This window comes from Streptomyces sp. NPDC001822 (assembly GCF_042892135.1).
Lineage (GTDB): Bacteria > Actinomycetota > Actinomycetes > Streptomycetales > Streptomycetaceae > Streptomyces.
On the sequence record NZ_JBIATW010000003.1, the window covers coordinates 523,197 to 538,434 of the forward strand.

16 protein-coding genes are annotated in these 15,238 nt (G+C 69.1%); 9 read left to right on the forward strand and 7 right to left on the reverse strand.

Features of this window, described 5'->3' with window-relative positions:
* The first annotated feature begins 620 nt into the window (after positions 1–620).
* Positions 621–794: a hypothetical protein gene (locus tag ACFYY2_RS10225; RefSeq protein ID WP_388739733.1), complete on the forward strand. Its 174-nt coding sequence runs from the start codon at positions 621–623 to the stop codon at positions 792–794.
* 26 nt (positions 795–820) lie between these two features.
* Here ACFYY2_RS10225 and ACFYY2_RS10230 read toward each other — a convergent pair whose 3' ends face one another.
* Positions 821–1,168 (reverse strand): NAD(P)-binding domain-containing protein, encoded by a 348-nt coding sequence (locus ACFYY2_RS10230; RefSeq protein WP_388739737.1) that lies wholly within the window; start codon positions 1,166–1,168, stop codon positions 821–823.
* Positions 1,169–1,741: 573 nt separating this feature from the next.
* On the opposite strand from ACFYY2_RS10230, the gene ACFYY2_RS10235 reads away from it, so the two are divergent.
* On the forward strand, positions 1,742–3,331 hold the full coding sequence (locus ACFYY2_RS10235) for an ABC transporter substrate-binding protein (RefSeq protein WP_388739740.1): 1,590 nt from the start codon (positions 1,742–1,744) through the stop codon (positions 3,329–3,331).
* Positions 3,332–3,546: 215 nt separating this feature from the next.
* Here ACFYY2_RS10235 and ACFYY2_RS10240 read toward each other — a convergent pair whose 3' ends face one another.
* A complete protein-coding gene (locus tag ACFYY2_RS10240) occupies positions 3,547–3,774 on the reverse strand; it encodes a hypothetical protein (RefSeq protein WP_388739743.1) in 228 nt (75 codons plus the stop codon).
* A 233-nt stretch (positions 3,775–4,007) separates the two neighbouring features.
* Here ACFYY2_RS10240 and ACFYY2_RS10245 point away from each other — a divergent pair, with 233 nt between their 5' ends.
* The 3 genes from ACFYY2_RS10245 (at position 4,008) to ACFYY2_RS10255 (ending at position 6,562) form a co-directional block, all read left to right on the forward strand.
* A complete protein-coding gene (locus ACFYY2_RS10245) occupies positions 4,008–4,634 on the forward strand; it encodes a YceI family protein (RefSeq protein ID WP_388739746.1) in 627 nt (208 codons plus the stop codon).
* A gap of 438 nt (positions 4,635–5,072) precedes the next feature.
* A complete protein-coding gene (locus tag ACFYY2_RS10250; RefSeq protein ID WP_388739749.1) occupies positions 5,073–5,405 on the forward strand; it encodes a hypothetical protein in 333 nt (110 codons plus the stop codon).
* Between the two features lie 317 nt (positions 5,406–5,722).
* A complete protein-coding gene (locus ACFYY2_RS10255; protein WP_388739751.1) occupies positions 5,723–6,562 on the forward strand; it encodes a maleylpyruvate isomerase family mycothiol-dependent enzyme in 840 nt (279 codons plus the stop codon).
* A gap of 98 nt (positions 6,563–6,660) precedes the next feature.
* On the opposite strand, the gene ACFYY2_RS10260 is transcribed toward ACFYY2_RS10255, so the two are convergent.
* Genes ACFYY2_RS10260 through ACFYY2_RS10270 form a run of 3 tightly spaced genes read right to left on the reverse strand, consistent with a single transcriptional unit; the run spans position 6,661 to position 9,623 of the window.
* Complete coding sequence (locus ACFYY2_RS10260) at positions 6,661–7,818, reverse strand: endonuclease/exonuclease/phosphatase family protein (protein WP_388739754.1); 1,158 nt, start codon at positions 7,816–7,818, stop codon at positions 6,661–6,663.
* Positions 7,811–8,935 (reverse strand): sensor histidine kinase, encoded by a 1,125-nt coding sequence (locus tag ACFYY2_RS10265; RefSeq protein WP_388739757.1) that lies wholly within the window; start codon positions 8,933–8,935, stop codon positions 7,811–7,813. Before ACFYY2_RS10265 ends, ACFYY2_RS10260 begins: the two co-directional genes overlap by 8 nt.
* Positions 8,928–9,623: a response regulator transcription factor gene (locus ACFYY2_RS10270; protein WP_388739759.1), complete on the reverse strand. Its 696-nt coding sequence runs from the start codon at positions 9,621–9,623 to the stop codon at positions 8,928–8,930. The genes ACFYY2_RS10265 and ACFYY2_RS10270 overlap by 8 nt, the downstream gene beginning before the upstream one ends.
* Before the next feature lie 142 nt (positions 9,624–9,765).
* Between ACFYY2_RS10270 and ACFYY2_RS10275 the strand changes: the two genes are divergently transcribed.
* Positions 9,766–10,440 (forward strand): ArsR/SmtB family transcription factor, encoded by a 675-nt coding sequence (locus tag ACFYY2_RS10275; protein WP_388739762.1) that lies wholly within the window; start codon positions 9,766–9,768, stop codon positions 10,438–10,440.
* Positions 10,437–11,174 (forward strand): SRPBCC domain-containing protein, encoded by a 738-nt coding sequence (locus tag ACFYY2_RS10280; RefSeq protein WP_388739765.1) that lies wholly within the window; start codon positions 10,437–10,439, stop codon positions 11,172–11,174. Before ACFYY2_RS10275 ends, ACFYY2_RS10280 begins: the two co-directional genes overlap by 4 nt.
* A gap of 315 nt (positions 11,175–11,489) precedes the next feature.
* On the opposite strand, the gene ACFYY2_RS10285 is transcribed toward ACFYY2_RS10280, so the two are convergent.
* Positions 11,490–12,074: a TetR/AcrR family transcriptional regulator gene (locus tag ACFYY2_RS10285; protein WP_388739768.1), complete on the reverse strand. Its 585-nt coding sequence runs from the start codon at positions 12,072–12,074 to the stop codon at positions 11,490–11,492.
* A 195-nt stretch (positions 12,075–12,269) separates the two neighbouring features.
* On the opposite strand from ACFYY2_RS10285, the gene ACFYY2_RS10290 reads away from it, so the two are divergent.
* Both ACFYY2_RS10290 and ACFYY2_RS10295 read left to right on the forward strand, forming a co-directional pair.
* Positions 12,270–12,830: a hypothetical protein gene (locus ACFYY2_RS10290; RefSeq protein ID WP_388739771.1), complete on the forward strand. Its 561-nt coding sequence runs from the start codon at positions 12,270–12,272 to the stop codon at positions 12,828–12,830.
* A gap of 203 nt (positions 12,831–13,033) precedes the next feature.
* Positions 13,034–14,482 carry an FtsW/RodA/SpoVE family cell cycle protein gene (locus tag ACFYY2_RS10295; RefSeq protein ID WP_388739774.1) on the forward strand — a complete coding sequence of 483 codons (1,449 nt, stop codon included), beginning with the start codon at positions 13,034–13,036 and terminating at the stop codon, positions 14,480–14,482.
* 190 nt (positions 14,483–14,672) lie between these two features.
* Here ACFYY2_RS10295 and petE read toward each other — a convergent pair whose 3' ends face one another.
* Entirely contained in the window at positions 14,673–14,996 is a 324-nt protein-coding gene (gene petE / locus ACFYY2_RS10300; RefSeq protein WP_388739779.1) for a plastocyanin, read from the reverse strand.
* Between the last annotated feature and the right edge of the window lie 242 nt (positions 14,997–15,238).

Below are 15,238 nucleotides of genomic sequence, written 5' to 3' on the forward strand. Positions count from 1 at the left end.
GGAAATCGCGCAGGCGCATGCGCGGTGTACCCGATTTCGAACGATTCAGCGTGGTGCCAGGAATTTCTTCTGTACGCGAAGTGCATGGCGGAGGCTGCGCGTTCCTGTCGCAGCGAAGGTGGGCGACCGTCTGGCGTGACCGATTCCCCTGGTGAGCCGATTTTCGACCGAAATGGCAGGTCGCTGCGGGTCCCGAACGAATTGCTTCACCGGTTGGGCAGCCCTCGGCGTGAGATTTTGGGTGTTGTCATTTCGTACCGAGACTCCATGAAATTGTGTCAGATGCGCGCGAGGGAGGGGCCGGTCGATGAAATGTCTGTTTTCCGACTGTCCGGGTGTCGAGCAATTTCCGCTGATATTAAATGGGTGTCGATTGGATGGTCAACAGTGACCCACGCCACATCGCCCGGGCGCTGGAATCGCGGCGGCGGACGGCGGGTGATTGTTTTCGCCTGTCCGGCATCGGTCCATTAAGTGCGCAATGGATATACATGTCGTTACGTGAAGGGGTGTGAGGTGCTGGTCGCGGCCTCCCGCGTAAGCCCTGCAAGAGGAATAATGCATTCCGTTTGTGGTTTTTTCCAGGGGTCCGCGCCTCGCCCGAGGCGGTATGTAACGAATTGAGGCAGAAAAAGATTCCTGATGCGAAGGCGAAGGCGGTTCCCGCGACGGCGGTGATCGGGCCGGCCCTTGGGGAGAACCGGTGCCGGGACCACTCGCAGCGTCACGCCACGGTGCTCACCGTCGGCGTGGCCCTGCTGTTCGTCGTCGTACTCGGGGGACCCCCCGACTGAAGAACGGAACCGGACGGGTGGAGCGTTCAGCTCGGCATGCTCATGGCGGGCATTGGCTCATGGGCGGTCAGGGGCCGCAGCGGCCTCCGGACGGCCGGTCGGGGCTCGGTGATGGCCCACCCGTCGGATGTGGGTGCCACGACGAAAGCAGTGCGGGCGCCCTGCGCTTGCGCAGGGCGCCCGCACGGGGCAGGGGGCGGGCAAGCCTCCCTGACGGTGCCCGGGCGGACCCGGCCACCGAACTGCTCCGCATAGCGGGTGAGTGACTGCGGGCCCCGGCTGTTGGCGACAGTGATGTCCTCTGTGCCTGCGGCCGTCAGGCGCGTGATCGGCGCCTGTCCGATCGCGCCGGCACCGATGATTCCGACGTGCATGTTCCTTGTCTCCTCCGGGAATGCGTTCCGACTCGTACTGCTGCCTCCGGCTGCGTCCCGGGACCCACGCCGGGTCGACCTCCGTCCGCCGGTCGACGCACCACGGTGTGTGCGGTGTGCTGCGCCGAGTCCGTGTCTGTTCCGGGCCCGCGGGGAGGTCCCCCTCCGCGCACCGGTACTCACGCTCTGGAGGCCGGCCCTGCAAACGGAGCGCCGCTCCAGTGACCGGTTCACACCGTAACGGAGCAGTGCTCCGCCAGTCAACGCCCCGTCCGGGCGCGGTGCCTCCTGACGGTCGGTGACGGTTGGCGCCCTCGGGGGAGCGTCGTGCCGGTGCGCCTCGCGTGCGACCGGCGTGAGGGTCAAGTCGACTGCGTGACAACGCTTTCGGCCAAGCCGGCTGTGGTCGGGTGTGCGGGCGCCCGGGCGTGTGGTGTGGGGATCGGTGGACTCGGCGCTATAGTTGCGGCGTCAAGTAATGGACCCTCTGCGTCTGGGGAGGGCCGCGGGCTGCGGTCAGGAGGAGTGGTGTCAGCCTCCGAACGGCCGGTCAGAAAGCAAGAGGCAAGTTCAGTGAACGTGCGCAAATGGGGAGTAAGTGCCCCGGTCGGGGCCGGCCTCGCGGTGGTCCTGCTGGGTGGCTGCGGCATCCAGACCGACGGAGGCTCTGCCGGAAACGGCGACTCCATCGTCGTCGGGATGTCGGACGAGGTCCTGGCGGTGGATCCGGCCTCGGGGTACGACCCCGGCTCGTGGCTGCTCTTCAACAACGTTTTCCAGTCGCTGCTCAGTTTCCCGCGGGGTGGCTCGACGCCCGAGCCGGAGGCGGCGAAGTCCTGCGTGTTCGAGAGCGGCAACACGGTGTACCGGTGCACGCTCCGTGACGGTCTGACCTTCAGTAACGGCAACAGCCTGACCTCCGAGGACGTCAAGTACTCCTTCGAGCGTGCGATCAGGATCAACGACCCCTCGGGGCCCGCGCCGCTGCTCACCGTGATCAACAAGATCAGTGCTCCGGACCCGGAGGCGGTCGTGTTCCAGCTCAAGGCTCCCGACGCCACTTTCCCCAGCAAGATCGCCTCGGGCGCCGGGTCCATCGTGGACCACAGCGAGTATCCGGCGGACAGCCTCCGCAAGGATGGCAAGGCCGTGGGGTCGGGGCCCTACGAGCTCAAGTCCTTCGGTAAGTCGAAGGCCGTCTTCTCCGTCAACTCCGACTACCGCGGCACGGCGCGGGCGAAGAACTCGGGTATCACCCTGAACTTCTTCCGGGGCGACCAGAAGGGACTGGCGTCGGCGCTGCAGAAGGGCGACGTCGACGTGGCCTACCGTGGGCTGGCCGCGCAGGACATCGCCCAGCTGGAGGAATCCAGCAGCGCGGCCGACAACGGTATCCATGTCGTCGAAGGCTCGAGTGCCGAGGTGCAGCACCTCGTCTTCAACGTGAACGACCCGGTGGCCGGGAACCTCTCGGTGCGCAAGGCCATCGCGTACCTGGTGAACCGCGACGCCCTCGTCAGCGAGGTCTACCACTCGACGGCCACCCCGCTCTACTCGATCGTTCCGGCCGGTATCACGGCCCACAACACCGCGTTCTTCGACGTCTACGGCGGAAGCCCGCAGCCGGCCAAGGCCGAACAGGTGCTGCGCGGCGCGGGCATCACCAAGAAGGTGGAGCTCACGCTGTGGTCCACGCCGAGCCGTTACGGCCCCGCCACCGACAACGAACTGCGGGCGATCGCCCAGCAGCTCAACGGCAGCGGGCTGTTCGCCGCGAAGGTCGAGTCCCTGCCCTTCGAGCAGTACGAGAAGCGGATCGAAGCCGGTGAGCTCGGCATATACGTGAAGGGCTGGGTCCCCGACTATCCCGACCCGGACAACTTCACCCAGCCGTTCTTCGGTAAGGACAACGTCCTGCAGAACGGCTACGCGAGTGGGGACATCGCGAGGCGCATCATCCCCGGCACCGCCGCCCAGGCGGACCGGGGCAGCACCCAGGAGGCCTTTGGCGAGCTCCAGGACAAGGTGGCGGAGGACCTGCCGATCCTGCCGTTGTGGCAGGGCAAGCAGTACGCGGTGGCGAACGACGACGTCTCCGGTCTGGAGTGGACCCTGGACGCCTCGACCGTCTTCCGCTTCTGGGAGATCAGCAAGTTCTCGTAGCACCTGACGGCTCGGCCGGGTCGTCGGCTCGTGTGGAGGTCCAGGAGCCGGGATCCGGGGGCGTCGAAGGGCGAGGGCCGCTGTCCGCGGCGGCCCGGCGCCTTTCCCCGGGCGGCCGCCTGACGCGGTCCGCCCGGGGGTGCGGGCGTGTGACGCCGGTCCGGACCCGTCCGTGTGCCCGCCCGTGGTGCGGGCGTCTTCAGCCCAACAGGACGTCAGCCCAACAGGACGTCGTCATCACCGAGGCGCTTGAGCTCGCGGTAGAGGATCGCCAGGCCGGTGACGACCTTGGCGGTCGAGACCACGGCGTCGACCAGTCGCAGGGTGTCGTTCTCCGCGCGGGCGATCTTGGCCTGCTTGACCACGCCCAGTGCACCGAAGGCGGTGGTGGCGAGCGACACGTAGATCCTGGACCGGGACTTCTTCTTGGCTGCTGCACTCATGGTTGTGAACCTCCTCGGGCAGCGGCTACCCCGAGATCGCCGCACTGATCACCTGGCTCCGCTGCGCCTGTGGGCTGTTGTGTCGGTTCTCGGTCGGGGGGTGGGTGGTGGTGTCCGTGTGGGAGGGGTGGGGTGACGGCTGTCACATGTTGTGTGGGTGTTTGGGGGGAATGGTGGGGAGGGGTGGAAGGTTGACAGGTAAACCAAATGCAATCCCTCTGAAGGAGTTCGTCATGGGTCTGTTCAACCGTAAGAGCGCTGCCACCTCGACCGCTGCGCCTGCTGCTCCTGCGGCTGTGGCGGTGTCGTCGGGTGAGAGTCTGTCGCATCTGTCGGGTGACTGGGTGATCGATTCGACGCACAGCGAGATCGGGTTCTCGTTGAAGTATGCGAAGGTCACGACGATGCGTGGGCGTTTCACGGAGTATGACGGGCGGCTGCACCTGGATGCTGCGACGCCGTCGGCGTCGACTGCGGAGGTCGTGATCAAGATTGCGAGCATCGACACGGCGCTGGCGGGTCGGGATGAGCATCTTCTGAACGGTGACTTCTTCGCGGTGGAGGAGTTCCCGGAGATGACGTTCCGCAGCACGGGTGCGGAGCAGGTCGATGAGGACACGTTCCGGATGAACGGTGATCTGACGATCAAGGGTGTGAGCCGTCCGGTGGCGCTGGATCTGACGCTGAACGGTGAGGTCGTGGACCCGATGGGCACGGTTCGTGTCGGGTTCGAGGGTTCCGCGACGATCAACCGCAGTGACTGGGGTCTGACGTACAACGCTGCTCTGGAGGGTGGCGGTGTCCTGATCAGTGACAAGGTGAAGCTGACCTTCGACATCTCCGCGATCCGTCCGGCCTGAACCGGCCGCCGTCCGGCCTGAGCCGGCTGCCGTCCGGCCTGAGCCGGCTGCCGTATCCATCGGCCCGGAGACCACAGCCGGGCCGTGCTCCCCGAGGGTGGTGGCACCCACCACCACCCCAGGATCGGATCGTGCACCTGGCCGAGCGGCGCACGGTCCCCATCACGTAGTGGCAGAGTGACGGCCGATGTCCCGGACGTCCACCCGAACCTCACCCGCTCTGCCAGGCCCCTTCCAGGGCATCGCCCATGGCTATGGCCCGAATGGTTGCCGCTGTGCAACCATGAACGGACACGAGACCGTCCGTCGACCCGGTGGCGGACTTCGGGTTCTGGGCGTTGCCCCCACCACGGGCATCCAGCTCCCGCCAACGTCGTCCGCCCCGCGGGGGCGCCTCGTCTTTGGGCTCACCACCCCCGGAACGGGGACACGCCCACCATGTACACCACCACCAGGATCGACGGCACGACCGCCCGTATCACCCCTCACGGCGAGATCGACTACGACAGCCTCCCCCCTCTCCGGGCGGCCGCCGCCGCACTGCCGCCCGTTGTGACCGAGGTGATCTGGGATCTGCGCGACACCCACTTCATGGACGTCGCCGGTGTGCACCTGCTCCTCGAACAGCAAGCCGATCCGCTGCGTGAGACGTCAGTGACGAACCTGGCGCGCCAGCCCCTCAGCCTGCTCGGCCTGGCCGAGGAGATCGCCCCCGGCCTCGGCCTTGCACGCCTGCGTTCGACACGGGACTCCGGCATCGCTGTCAGATGATCGGCACCAGCGCCGTCCCTGTCCTCTCGGACAGGGCGGTGGAAGGAGCGCGCGACACACCGCGGCCGTGTCTCCTGCCCTGAAGTGAGCCCGGACAGATGCCTGTTGCGCCCGGCGACATCCACGCTCAGCGGAATGCAGGCCGGGCGCCCGGAAGTCCGAAGGGGCCCCGGGGCGCTCGCGGCCCGCGCGTCATCGTGCTCCGGACGGAAACCGCAGGCGGAGTCCCCTTGCCGAGAAGCCGTCCGGCCTGCTCTTGTGTACCGCAGGCAGGCAGCCCAGGTGGACGGGTACGGCGTTTCGGGAGCGGCATCGGCATGAGCGCAACGGCAGAACAGGGGCGGGAAGTCCCGGACACGGATACCGAGGTCCTGCCTGCCGGGCTGGCCGATGCGGTGCGCGCCACGGCCGAGGAGATCGCGGAACTGCTGCGCAGCGCCTCCGACATGGGCGCTCCCGTGCCGGGTTCGGAGTGGACGGTGGGGGAGGTGGCCGCGCATCTCGCGCAGGCGAACGAACTGATGGCACAGGTGGCCGCCGGGCTGCCCCGCAGTCACGGTGACGGAACTCCGCAGAGCATCGCAGCGGCCAACGAGCAGGCTCTCGCCGCATTCACCGAGCGGGGAGCGGAACCGCTGGCCGCGACGATCGTGACGCAAGCGGACGCGTACGTCGACGCCGTGGCTCAACGCCCCGCGAGCGAGACGCTGATGACGCCCATGGGGCCGATGGACCGGGCTGTCCTCGGCTCGTACCTGCTGACGCACATGCTGGGCCACGGCTACGACCTCGCGCGCGCACTCGGGCGCCCGCACGGGGTGACCCGGGCCAGGGTCGCCCTGACGCTCCCCTTCATGATCGAGGCCATGCCACGCGTGACGGACGCCGCGGCCACGACGGGCCTGCATGCCCGCTACGCGGTCCGGCTGTGGGGCGGCGGACGGTTCGGTGTGACGTTCACCGACGGTGCGGCGACGGTGTCCCAGGAGCATCCGGACAGGCCGGACTGCACGATATCCATCGAGCCGGTCACCTTCCTGCTCATGGCCCTCGGCCGTTGCTCCCCGGTGGGTTCCATGGCCCGGGGACGGGTCTTCGCGTGGGGCCGCAAGCCGTGGTTGGGGCCGCGGTTTCCCCGGTACTTCAAGGCTCCCTAGAACCGGACGGCCCAGCCGCCGCGCCCACCCCGCTGAGCGGACGGGAACGACCTGTGGCCGTCTTGCCCGGCCGGTTTTCGGGCGGCCCGCAGCAGGCGTCACCAGCTGAGCCGCGCCCCCACCGGCAGATGATCGCTGCCTGTCGACGGCAGTACCCACGAGCTCCGGGGCTCCACACCCCGGACGAGGATCTGGTCGATCCGCGCCATCGGGAACGACGCCGGCCAGGTGAAGCCGAAACCCTGCCCGACTGCTTCCTGCGCCGAGCGGAGATGCGCGGTGAGGCCGTCGAACACGCGGTCGTCGGTGGTCCCGTTCATGTCGCCGAGCACCACCACCCGCTCGTTGGGCTCGCCGGCGACGGCCTTGGCGAGCGCTGCGGCGCCGACGTCCCGTGAGTCCGTCCAGAATCCGTGCCGGGGCATCAGCCGAACCGACCCCAGGTGTGCCACGAACACCACCAGCGGCCCCCGGTCCGTGGCCACCGTCGCGCGCAGCGCCCGGGGTGGGTCCACAGGGAGGTCCTGGCCCCCTCTGCTCTCCGCGAGCGGTCCGACGTTACCCCGGAGGACGTTGACCGACCGGGGGTCCGACAGGGGCAGCTTGCTCCACAGACCCACCGTGCCCTGCACCGTGCGGTACGGGTACGACTTCTCCAGCTCCTTCCCGTACGCGACCGTGGCGCGCGGAGTGAGCTCTTCGAGCGCCAGCAGGACCGCCCCGGACGCCGCCAGGTCACGGGCGGTACGTACCGGGTCGGGGTTCTCCGCGCCGACGTTGTGGCTGACCACCGTGAGGTCCCCGCCCGGCGTGGACTTGTCGAGGAGCAGTCCTCCGAACAGGCCCGACCACGCCACGGCCGGCAGCACCAGCGCCGCCGTCGCCGCGGCGGACCTGCGCCACAGGGCCCCCGCGAGTATCACCGGGATGAACAGGCCGAACCACGGCAGCAGCGACTCCACGAGGCTTCCGGCGCCGCCCCGGTCGGTGATCTCCGCATGCAGCAGCATGAGCAGGCCGAGCGCCAGTGCCGACGCGGTGAGCCACGGGCCGCGCTTCCACCGGTCAGGCCTGAACAGACCCCGTATCGCCGGAAGGCCGCGACGGGCTGCCCGGGCACCGGAGCGGGCAACGGATCCGGAGCCCCGGCGGCCGGCGGGGGAGCGGCGCGCCCGGGCCGTGTCCGGGCCGGCGGCGCGCCCACTCGCGTCGCCCTGCGCCGCTGCACCCTCGATGTCTCGTACAGCTTCACTCACTGGTCGTGTCCTTCGGGGAACGGGCCGGGGGTTCGGGCAGTCGGACGACGACCCGGAGTCCGCCGTCGGCCCGTGCGGTGAGGGTGAGGGACGCGTCGTGCACCTCGGCGATCCGCCGGACGATGGCCAGTCCGAGTCCGACCCCCGCGTGGTCGTTGCGTACCCGCCCGGTGGCCCGCTGGAAGGGCTCGGTGAGAGTCGAGACCGACTGGGGGGAGAGCTTCTCGCCGGAGTTCTCGACCGTGAGCACCCCCGTACCGGGGCTCACGTCCGTCCTGACCCACACCCTGCCTCCAGCGGGCAGGTTGTGCACGATCGCGTTGTGTACGAGGTTCGTCGTCAACTGCAGCAGGAGCGCCCGTGAGCCGAAGGCCGGGGCGATCTCCCCGAAGGTCTCGACGGTGACACCGCGCTTCTCGGCGAGCGGGAGCAGCGTCTCGGTGGCCTCTTCCGCGAACAGGGAGAGGTCGACGGTTTCCGGTGTGAATGACCTCCGGTCGGCGCGGCTGAGCACCAGCAGCGCCTCGGTCAGGTCGATGGCCCGGGCGTTGACAGCGTGCAGACGGTCGATGATCTCGCTCAGGTCCCGGGACGGATCCTTGCGGGCCACGTCGAGCAGCGCCTGCGAGACGGCCAGTGGGGTGCGCAGTTCGTGCGAGGCGTTGGCCGCGAACCTCTGCTGTTCGGCCACGTGATCCTCCAGGCGGGCGAGCATGGTGTCGAACGCATCGGCGAGTTCACGGAATTCGTCCTTGCGCCCGGCCAGTCGGATCCGGTGCGAGAGCGAGCCCTTCGTGACCATGCCGGTGGCGTCCGTGATGCGGGTCAGCGGAGCGAGCATGCGGCCGGAGAGAATCCACCCGCCCACGAGACCGAACACCAGCAGGAACGCCAGCACTGCCGCGGCTCTCGGAGCGAAGACGTCGAGGAGGGCGGACCGGACGGGAAAGACACCCCGGAGTTTGTCGTCGGGGTTGATGAGCATCGCGCGGTCGGGGACGTAGCGCAGGAGGAAGACCCACACGGCCGCGAGCAGCAGCAGACCGGCGATCATGAGGAAACCGGCGTAGCTGAGGGTGAGCTTGAAGCGGACGCTGAGCCCGGACCGCCTATCCACGGTTGCCTCCCTCGTCGGCGGGAGCCGGATGCACGTCGATGCGGTACCCGGCGCCGGGCACCGTGGTGATGACCCAGGGTTCGCCGAGGCGTTTGCGCAGGGCCGAGACCGTGATGCGTACGGCGTTGGTGAAGGGGTCGGCGTTCACGTCCCAGGCCCGCTCGAGGAGTTCCTCGGCGCTGACGACACCGCCCTCGGCGGCGACGAGCACTTCGAGCACCGCGAACTGCTTCCGGGTCAGTGCGACGTGCCTGCCGTCGCGGTGGACCTCGCGGCGGAACGGATCGAGTCGCAGGCCCCCTATCTCCCGCACGGGCGGCCTGCTGTGCGCACGCCTGCGGTCGAGTGCTCTGAGTCTGAGCACGAGCTCCTGGAGCTCGAACGGCTTGGTGAGGTAGTCGTCAGCGCCGAGTCCGAACCCTGAGGCCTTGTCGTCGAGCCGGTCGGCGGCGGTGAGCATGAGGATCGGGATGCCGCTGCCCGAGGTCACGATACGTTCGGCGATCTCGTCGCCGGAAGGGCCCGGGATGTCGCGGTCGAGGACGGCGATGTCGTAGGCGTTGGTGTTGAGCAGCTCCCAGGCGGTGTCGCCGTCACCCGCGATGTCGGACGCGATCGCCTCCAGGCGCAGGCCGTCGCGGATGGCTTCGGCCATGTAGGGCTCGTCCTCGACGATCAGCACTCGCATGCCCCGAGGTTACGAGCCGCCACATATCGTCCGCGTATCGAAAGCTCCGGGGGAGTCGCCGGGACAGGCTCCGGGGAGTCGCCGAACCACCGACAAAATATTTTGTCTTGACAATAATTATTGTCCAGGCGACCCTGGAGGAGTGCTGGATGTAGCTGTGATCGAAGAGCCCGCCGCGGCGGTGGCCTCCCTGGACCCGATGCGGTCCCGGATCCTTGCCGCTCTGACCGAGCCCGGGTCCGCCGCCATGCTGGCCGCCCGACTGGGACTGCCTCGGCAGAAGGTCAACTACCACCTGAAGGAGCTGGAGCGTCACGCGCTGGTCGAGCTTGCCGAGGAGCGGCGCAAGGGCAACGTCACCGAGCGGGTGTACCGCGCCACCGCCTCCTCCTACGTGATCTCGCCCAGTGCCCTGGCCGCTGTCAGCCCGGATCCGTCGCGGTCCCCCGACCAGCTCTCCGGCCATTGGCTGCTGGCGCTGGGGGCCAGGCTGGTGCGGGAGGTCGGCACGCTGCTGACCGGAGCCGCCCGGGCCGAGCGGAGGGTCGCGACCTTCGGCATCGACGCCGAGGTGCGCTTCGCGTCCGCGGCGGACCGGGCGGCCTTCGCCGAGGAGCTCACTCGGGTGATGGCCGCCCTGGTCGGCCGTTACCACGACGAATCCGCCCCGGGAGGCCGGCGCAACCGCGTGATCGTCGGCGTGCACCAGATTCCCGATGCCCGTCCGGACACTCCGAAGGCTGGGCCAGGCCCACTGCCGGGAGCAACGGGGGGACAAGAACAAGAACCGTCAGCAGAACAGGAAGAGCGATCATGACGCACCCATTCGAGATCGAGCTGGAGACGACCCTGCCGGTGAGCCCGGACGAGGTCTGGCAGGCCATCGCCACAGGCCCCGGTATCGACTCCTGGTTCATGGGCCGTAACGAGGTAAAGCCCCGGGAGGGAGGTGTCGCATCGATGGACATCGCGGGTCACCGCGAGCAGGCCGTGATCACGGCCTACGAACCCGGCAGACGCCTCGCGACCCGTACCTCTCCCGGCGAGGACGGCCGCTTCATGGCCTTCGAGTACCTGATCGAGGGGCGTGCGCACGGCAGTACCGTTCTCCGCGTGGTCCACAGCGGCCTGCTCGGTGACGACTGGCAGGACGAGTACGACGCGCTGCGCCGCGGCTGGCCCTTCCACCTCCATACGCTCGGCGAATACCTGACCCGTTTCCCCGCGATGGCCGGCTTCCCCGTCTTCGCCATGGCTCCGACGCCGGGCAGGACGGCGCAGGACGTCGGTGCGGCCCTTGTCCGTGGGCTGGGGCTGTCCGCCCCGGTCGCCGTCGGTGCGCGAGCGCACGCCGAGCCGTCCGGCCTGGCGCCCATGGACGGCGAGGTCGTCTGGGCGGACGACGAGCGCTTCGCCGTCCGTACATCTGACGGGATCTACACCTTCCACTTCGGCTCGGGTGCGCTGCTCGTGTTCCATCACCTCTTCGGGCCGGACACTCAGGGGGCCGAGGCCGCCTGGCAGGAGTGGCTGAACGGGCTCATGGCCTGATGGCCGTAGGGAGTTGCCGCTTCTGGTTCGGACTGCGGTGACCGGAGACCAGGGGTGCGTCGCCGGCCCGAGGGGGGCCGGCGGTCACGGCGTGACGGTGACGTCCGGACGGCTCGCCGGTCACCGCACGCCGTGTGTGGCGGACGCCGCACCGGGTTGAGCCCGGAGCCGCCGCCGGTATCGGCATGAAGACGGACCGGCGGCCCGGCCGTGACCGACGGCTGCTGCACAGCGCCCCCGCGGCCTCAGCGGCCGTGAGCGCCCCGGCCGTTGCGGCGGTGGTCGTCTGCGATCCCGCATTCCGCCGGCCGTGGCTCAGGCCCCGCGTGCCCGCAGGATTCCCTCGACCCCCTGCAGGAAACTCTCGGAGATCAGTTCCGGGTCGAAGAGGCAGCCACCGGCCATGGCGCCGTCCCGGAGCATGACGAGGTGCCGGCCGGCTTCGACGGCGGGGGCGTCGCCGACCCGCGCCAGCACTTCGGTGACCGTGTCCAGGAACCACTGGCGGTGGGCCAGGACGGCTCGGTGGATGGGGTGGGCGGGATCGGGGTACTCGGCTGCCGCGTTGAGGAAGGCGCAGCCGCGGAAACCGGGACTCCGAATGCCTTCGGTGATGAACCGGCCGATCGCACGGACCTCGTCGGCTGCTGACCCCTCGCCCGCCCGAGCGGCCTCGACGCCCGCTCGGATTCCCTGGTCGGCTCGATCCAGGTAGGCGAGGACGAGGTCGTCCTTCCCCGCGAAGTGCCGGTACAGCGTGGCTCGGGTGACCTGTGCCTCCGCGATGACCCGGTCGACGCCGACGGAGTGGATCCCCTCCGCGTAGAAGACCCTGGTCGCCGTGTCGAGCAGTCGCGCCCGCGCGGCCGACGTGCTGCCGCCTCCTGTGCCCTCACTCATGCGGTCAGGCTACCGCACGCGTGAGGGAGAACGTTCGGTCTTGACGGCAGGAACCCCGTCCACTTGAATGCCTCACGAGACCGAACGTTCTCCCTCACCTGGGCGGAGTCCTGGTGCGTCCGGTCGGGAGGCGGGCACGAGTCCGCCGCGTCCCGGCCGACCGGCTGCGACACGCCCTGCCCGAAAGGAACTCCCATGGACACCCTCGTCGGCGCCGCTCGTCCCCACGTCCCCGTTGCCCTGCGCAAGCTCTACTTCCTGCGCTTCGCCTTCGCCGCGGTCTGGGCCGCCCTTCTGTTCGCGTCCGCCGGCACGCTGGGCGCGGTCACCTTCACGCTGCTGGTGATCTACCCGCTGTTCGACGTGGCGTGCGCGGTCATCGACATCAGGTCTGCCCGGGCCCGCGGTGCATCGGTGCGAGGCCTGTACGTGAACGTCGTGCTCAGCACCCTCACCGGCATCGGTCTGGCCGTCGCCGCGACCTCCGGTGTCCCCGCGGTCCTGCGGGTCTGGGGTGCCTGGGCGATCACCGCGGGCTTGACCCAACTCGTCGTCGGCGCCGCCCGACGCGCGCTCGGAGGTCAGTGGGCGATGATCGCCAGCGGTTTCATCTCCACACTCGCCGGAGCTTCGTTCATCGCCCAGGCGGGTGGTGACGGTGCCTCTCTGAGCAGCCTGGCCGGATACGCGTTCCTCGGCGGCGTGTTCTTCCTCGTTTCCGCGCTCCGCCTGGGGCGCAGCGGAGCGGGGGTGTGACTTCGTCCCCGTGCAGCCGATCGACGGGAACCGTGTGATCGATTTCGGTGTCTTCGCCGGCATGACCTCGGACCGCGGGAGCCTCCCGGTCCGAGGCATGTCAGGACCGCGCCGGTATCAGCGTCGGGCGTTCAGCTTCCCTGGTCGGACGGCTGGACCGCTGCGTGGTCAGCCGAGGGAAGCAGTGAAAGGCCGATTCAGCGATGAGTAGGAATTCGGGCGCCGCGGCGCATTCCACGTCCACAGCCGGTGTGAGGAACCGGCGCAACACCGAGCTCGCACTGCTGGCGTTGGCGGTTGCCGTTCCCGTCCTCGCCTACGCCAACGCGGGCCTCGCCCTCGACGGCGGACTCCCCGCGGGTCTGCTCGCCTACGGACTCGGAATCGGCCTCCTGGCAGGTGTCGGCCATCTCGTGGTCCGCCGGTTCGCGCCGTTCGCCGACCCGCTCCTGTTACCCCTCGCCGCGCTGCTGAACGGACTCGGCCTCGTGCTGATCTGGCGACTGGACCAGTCCGAACGACTCCAGGCGCGCGGCGAGTTCTTCGAGGCGTCCCCCCGGCAGCTGCTCAACTCGGCACTCGGCATGGCGCTCTTCGTGGCAGTGGTCATCCTCCTGAAGGATCACCGTGTCCTGCAGCGCTACACCTACATCTCCATGGTCCTCTCCATGGTCCTGCTGGTGCTCCCCCTTGTGCCCGGTCTGAGCGCCGACAGCTACGGGGCGAAGATCTGGATCCGGATTCCCGGGCTCGGCACTCTGCAGCCGGGGGAGTTCGTGAAGATCGTCATTGCCGTCTTCTTCGCCGGGTACCTCATGGTGAAGAGGGACGCGATGGCGCTGGCCAGCCGTCGGTTCATGGGCTTGTACCTGCCCCGTGGCCGCGACCTCGGGCCGATTCTCGTGGTCTGGGCGATGTCCGTCCTGATCCTGGTCTTCGAGACCGACCTCGGCACCTCGTTGCTGTTCTTCGGGATGTTCGTCGTCATGGTGTACGTGGCCACCGAGCGGACCAGCTGGATCGTCTTCGGCCTGGGCATGGCCGCGGGTGGCGCGGTGGGGGTCGCCTCCTTCGAGTCGCACGTCCAGCAGCGTGTCCAGGCGTGGCTGGATCCGATGCGTGAATACACCCTCAGCAGGCAGGGACTCGGGGGTCACTCCGAACAGTCCATGGAGGCGTTGTGGGCGTTCGGCTCGGGAGGCGTCCTCGGCACCGGACTGGGCCAGGGCAACTCCGACCTCATCGGATTCGCCGCCAACTCCGACTTCATCCTCGCCACGTTCGCCGAGGAGCTGGGTCTTGCCGGAGTGATGGCGATCCTGCTGGTGTACGGCCTCATCGTGGAGCGGGGGATACGCACGGCGCTGGCCGCGCGCGACCCGTTCGGGAAACTGCTCGCGGCCGGCCTGTCGGGCGCTTTCGGGCTTCAGGTCTTCGTGGTCGCGGGCGGCGTCATGGGCCTGATCCCGCTGACCGGAATGACGTTGCCGTTCGTGGCGTACGGGGGTTCCTCCGTCATCGCCAACTGGGCTCTCGTGGGCATCCTGATCCGGATCAGTGACGCCGCGCGCCGCCCCGCACCGGCTCTGCCGCCGGACCTGGACGCCGAGTCGGCCGAGGCGCCCGCCCCGGAACTGTCCGGCAGGACATGAGGTGATTGCTCCGGCCCGGACCACCCGTGCCCGCTGGGTCTGCTCGGATCGTCCGTGCCCACTCGGTCTGCTCGGACCACCCGGGTCCCCGGACGTCCACACGGCCGCGCCCTCGCCCTCGGCCGGAGAGGGGGGCGGGGGCGGCGGCTTCACGTTGCCGCGGCGGGGCGCGGCGGTGCGGTTCGGCCGGCTATGCGGGCGTCACGGTGAGTACACCGACCATTCCCGCGCCACGATGGGGCTCGCTGCAGAAGTGGTAGTCACCGGGGGGCGCATCACGGGGGACGACGGTTGCCTGGATGTCACCGGGCTTCGTCATGGGCGTGCTGTGGCTGAGGGTCTTGGCGATCCTGCTGTCGCCGTTCGGATTCTTGGCGGGGTCGAAGACGATGTTGTGCGGGGGCTCCGAGTTGCACACCCACTCAATGGTGTCCCCGGGTGCCACGGTCAGTGTCCCGGGCTGGAAGGCGAGCCGGCCCGCGTCCGAGCCGACTTTGACGGTGTAGGTCCTCATGCCTGCTGGAACGAGCGATCCACGTACCTGGTCACGGCCGTGAGCACCACCTCGCGCTCAGGGTGTGCGTCCCGCCGACGTCGCCGTGGGGTCGGGCGGACGCGCGCGGATCGGCCGCACCTCCGCAGCCCGCGGTGGCCGTGGCGCCGTCACAGACGTCTCGCCACGTCCGTCGCGGCCGGTCGCACCGCGTCGGCGAAGGAGGGCGAGTTGGTCCCGGCTGACGAGGAAGGAGAGCGTCG

What these genes read in the sequence shown, in the direction of transcription:
- ACFYY2_RS10280 (WP_388739765.1), top strand. Translation starts at nt 10,437, where the DNA reads ATGACGCACCCATTCGAGATCGAGCTGGAGACGACCCTGCCGGTGAGC.
- petE (WP_388739779.1), bottom strand. Translation starts at nt 14,996, where the DNA reads ATGAGGACCTACACCGTCAAAGTCGGCTCGGACGCGGGCCGGCTCGCC.
- ACFYY2_RS10290 (WP_388739771.1), top strand. Translation starts at nt 12,270, where the DNA reads ATGGACACCCTCGTCGGCGCCGCTCGTCCCCACGTCCCCGTTGCCCTG.
- ACFYY2_RS10230 (WP_388739737.1), bottom strand. Translation starts at nt 1,168, where the DNA reads ATGCACGTCGGAATCATCGGTGCCGGCGCGATCGGACAGGCGCCGATC.
- ACFYY2_RS10255 (WP_388739751.1), top strand. Translation starts at nt 5,723, where the DNA reads ATGAGCGCAACGGCAGAACAGGGGCGGGAAGTCCCGGACACGGATACC.
- ACFYY2_RS10285 (WP_388739768.1), bottom strand. Translation starts at nt 12,074, where the DNA reads ATGAGTGAGGGCACAGGAGGCGGCAGCACGTCGGCCGCGCGGGCGCGA.
- ACFYY2_RS10240 (WP_388739743.1), bottom strand. Translation starts at nt 3,774, where the DNA reads ATGAGTGCAGCAGCCAAGAAGAAGTCCCGGTCCAGGATCTACGTGTCG.
- ACFYY2_RS10245 (WP_388739746.1), top strand. Translation starts at nt 4,008, where the DNA reads ATGGGTCTGTTCAACCGTAAGAGCGCTGCCACCTCGACCGCTGCGCCT.
- ACFYY2_RS10250 (WP_388739749.1), top strand. Translation starts at nt 5,073, where the DNA reads ATGTACACCACCACCAGGATCGACGGCACGACCGCCCGTATCACCCCT.
- ACFYY2_RS10270 (WP_388739759.1), bottom strand. Translation starts at nt 9,623, where the DNA reads ATGCGAGTGCTGATCGTCGAGGACGAGCCCTACATGGCCGAAGCCATC.
- ACFYY2_RS10295 (WP_388739774.1), top strand. Translation starts at nt 13,034, where the DNA reads ATGAGTAGGAATTCGGGCGCCGCGGCGCATTCCACGTCCACAGCCGGT.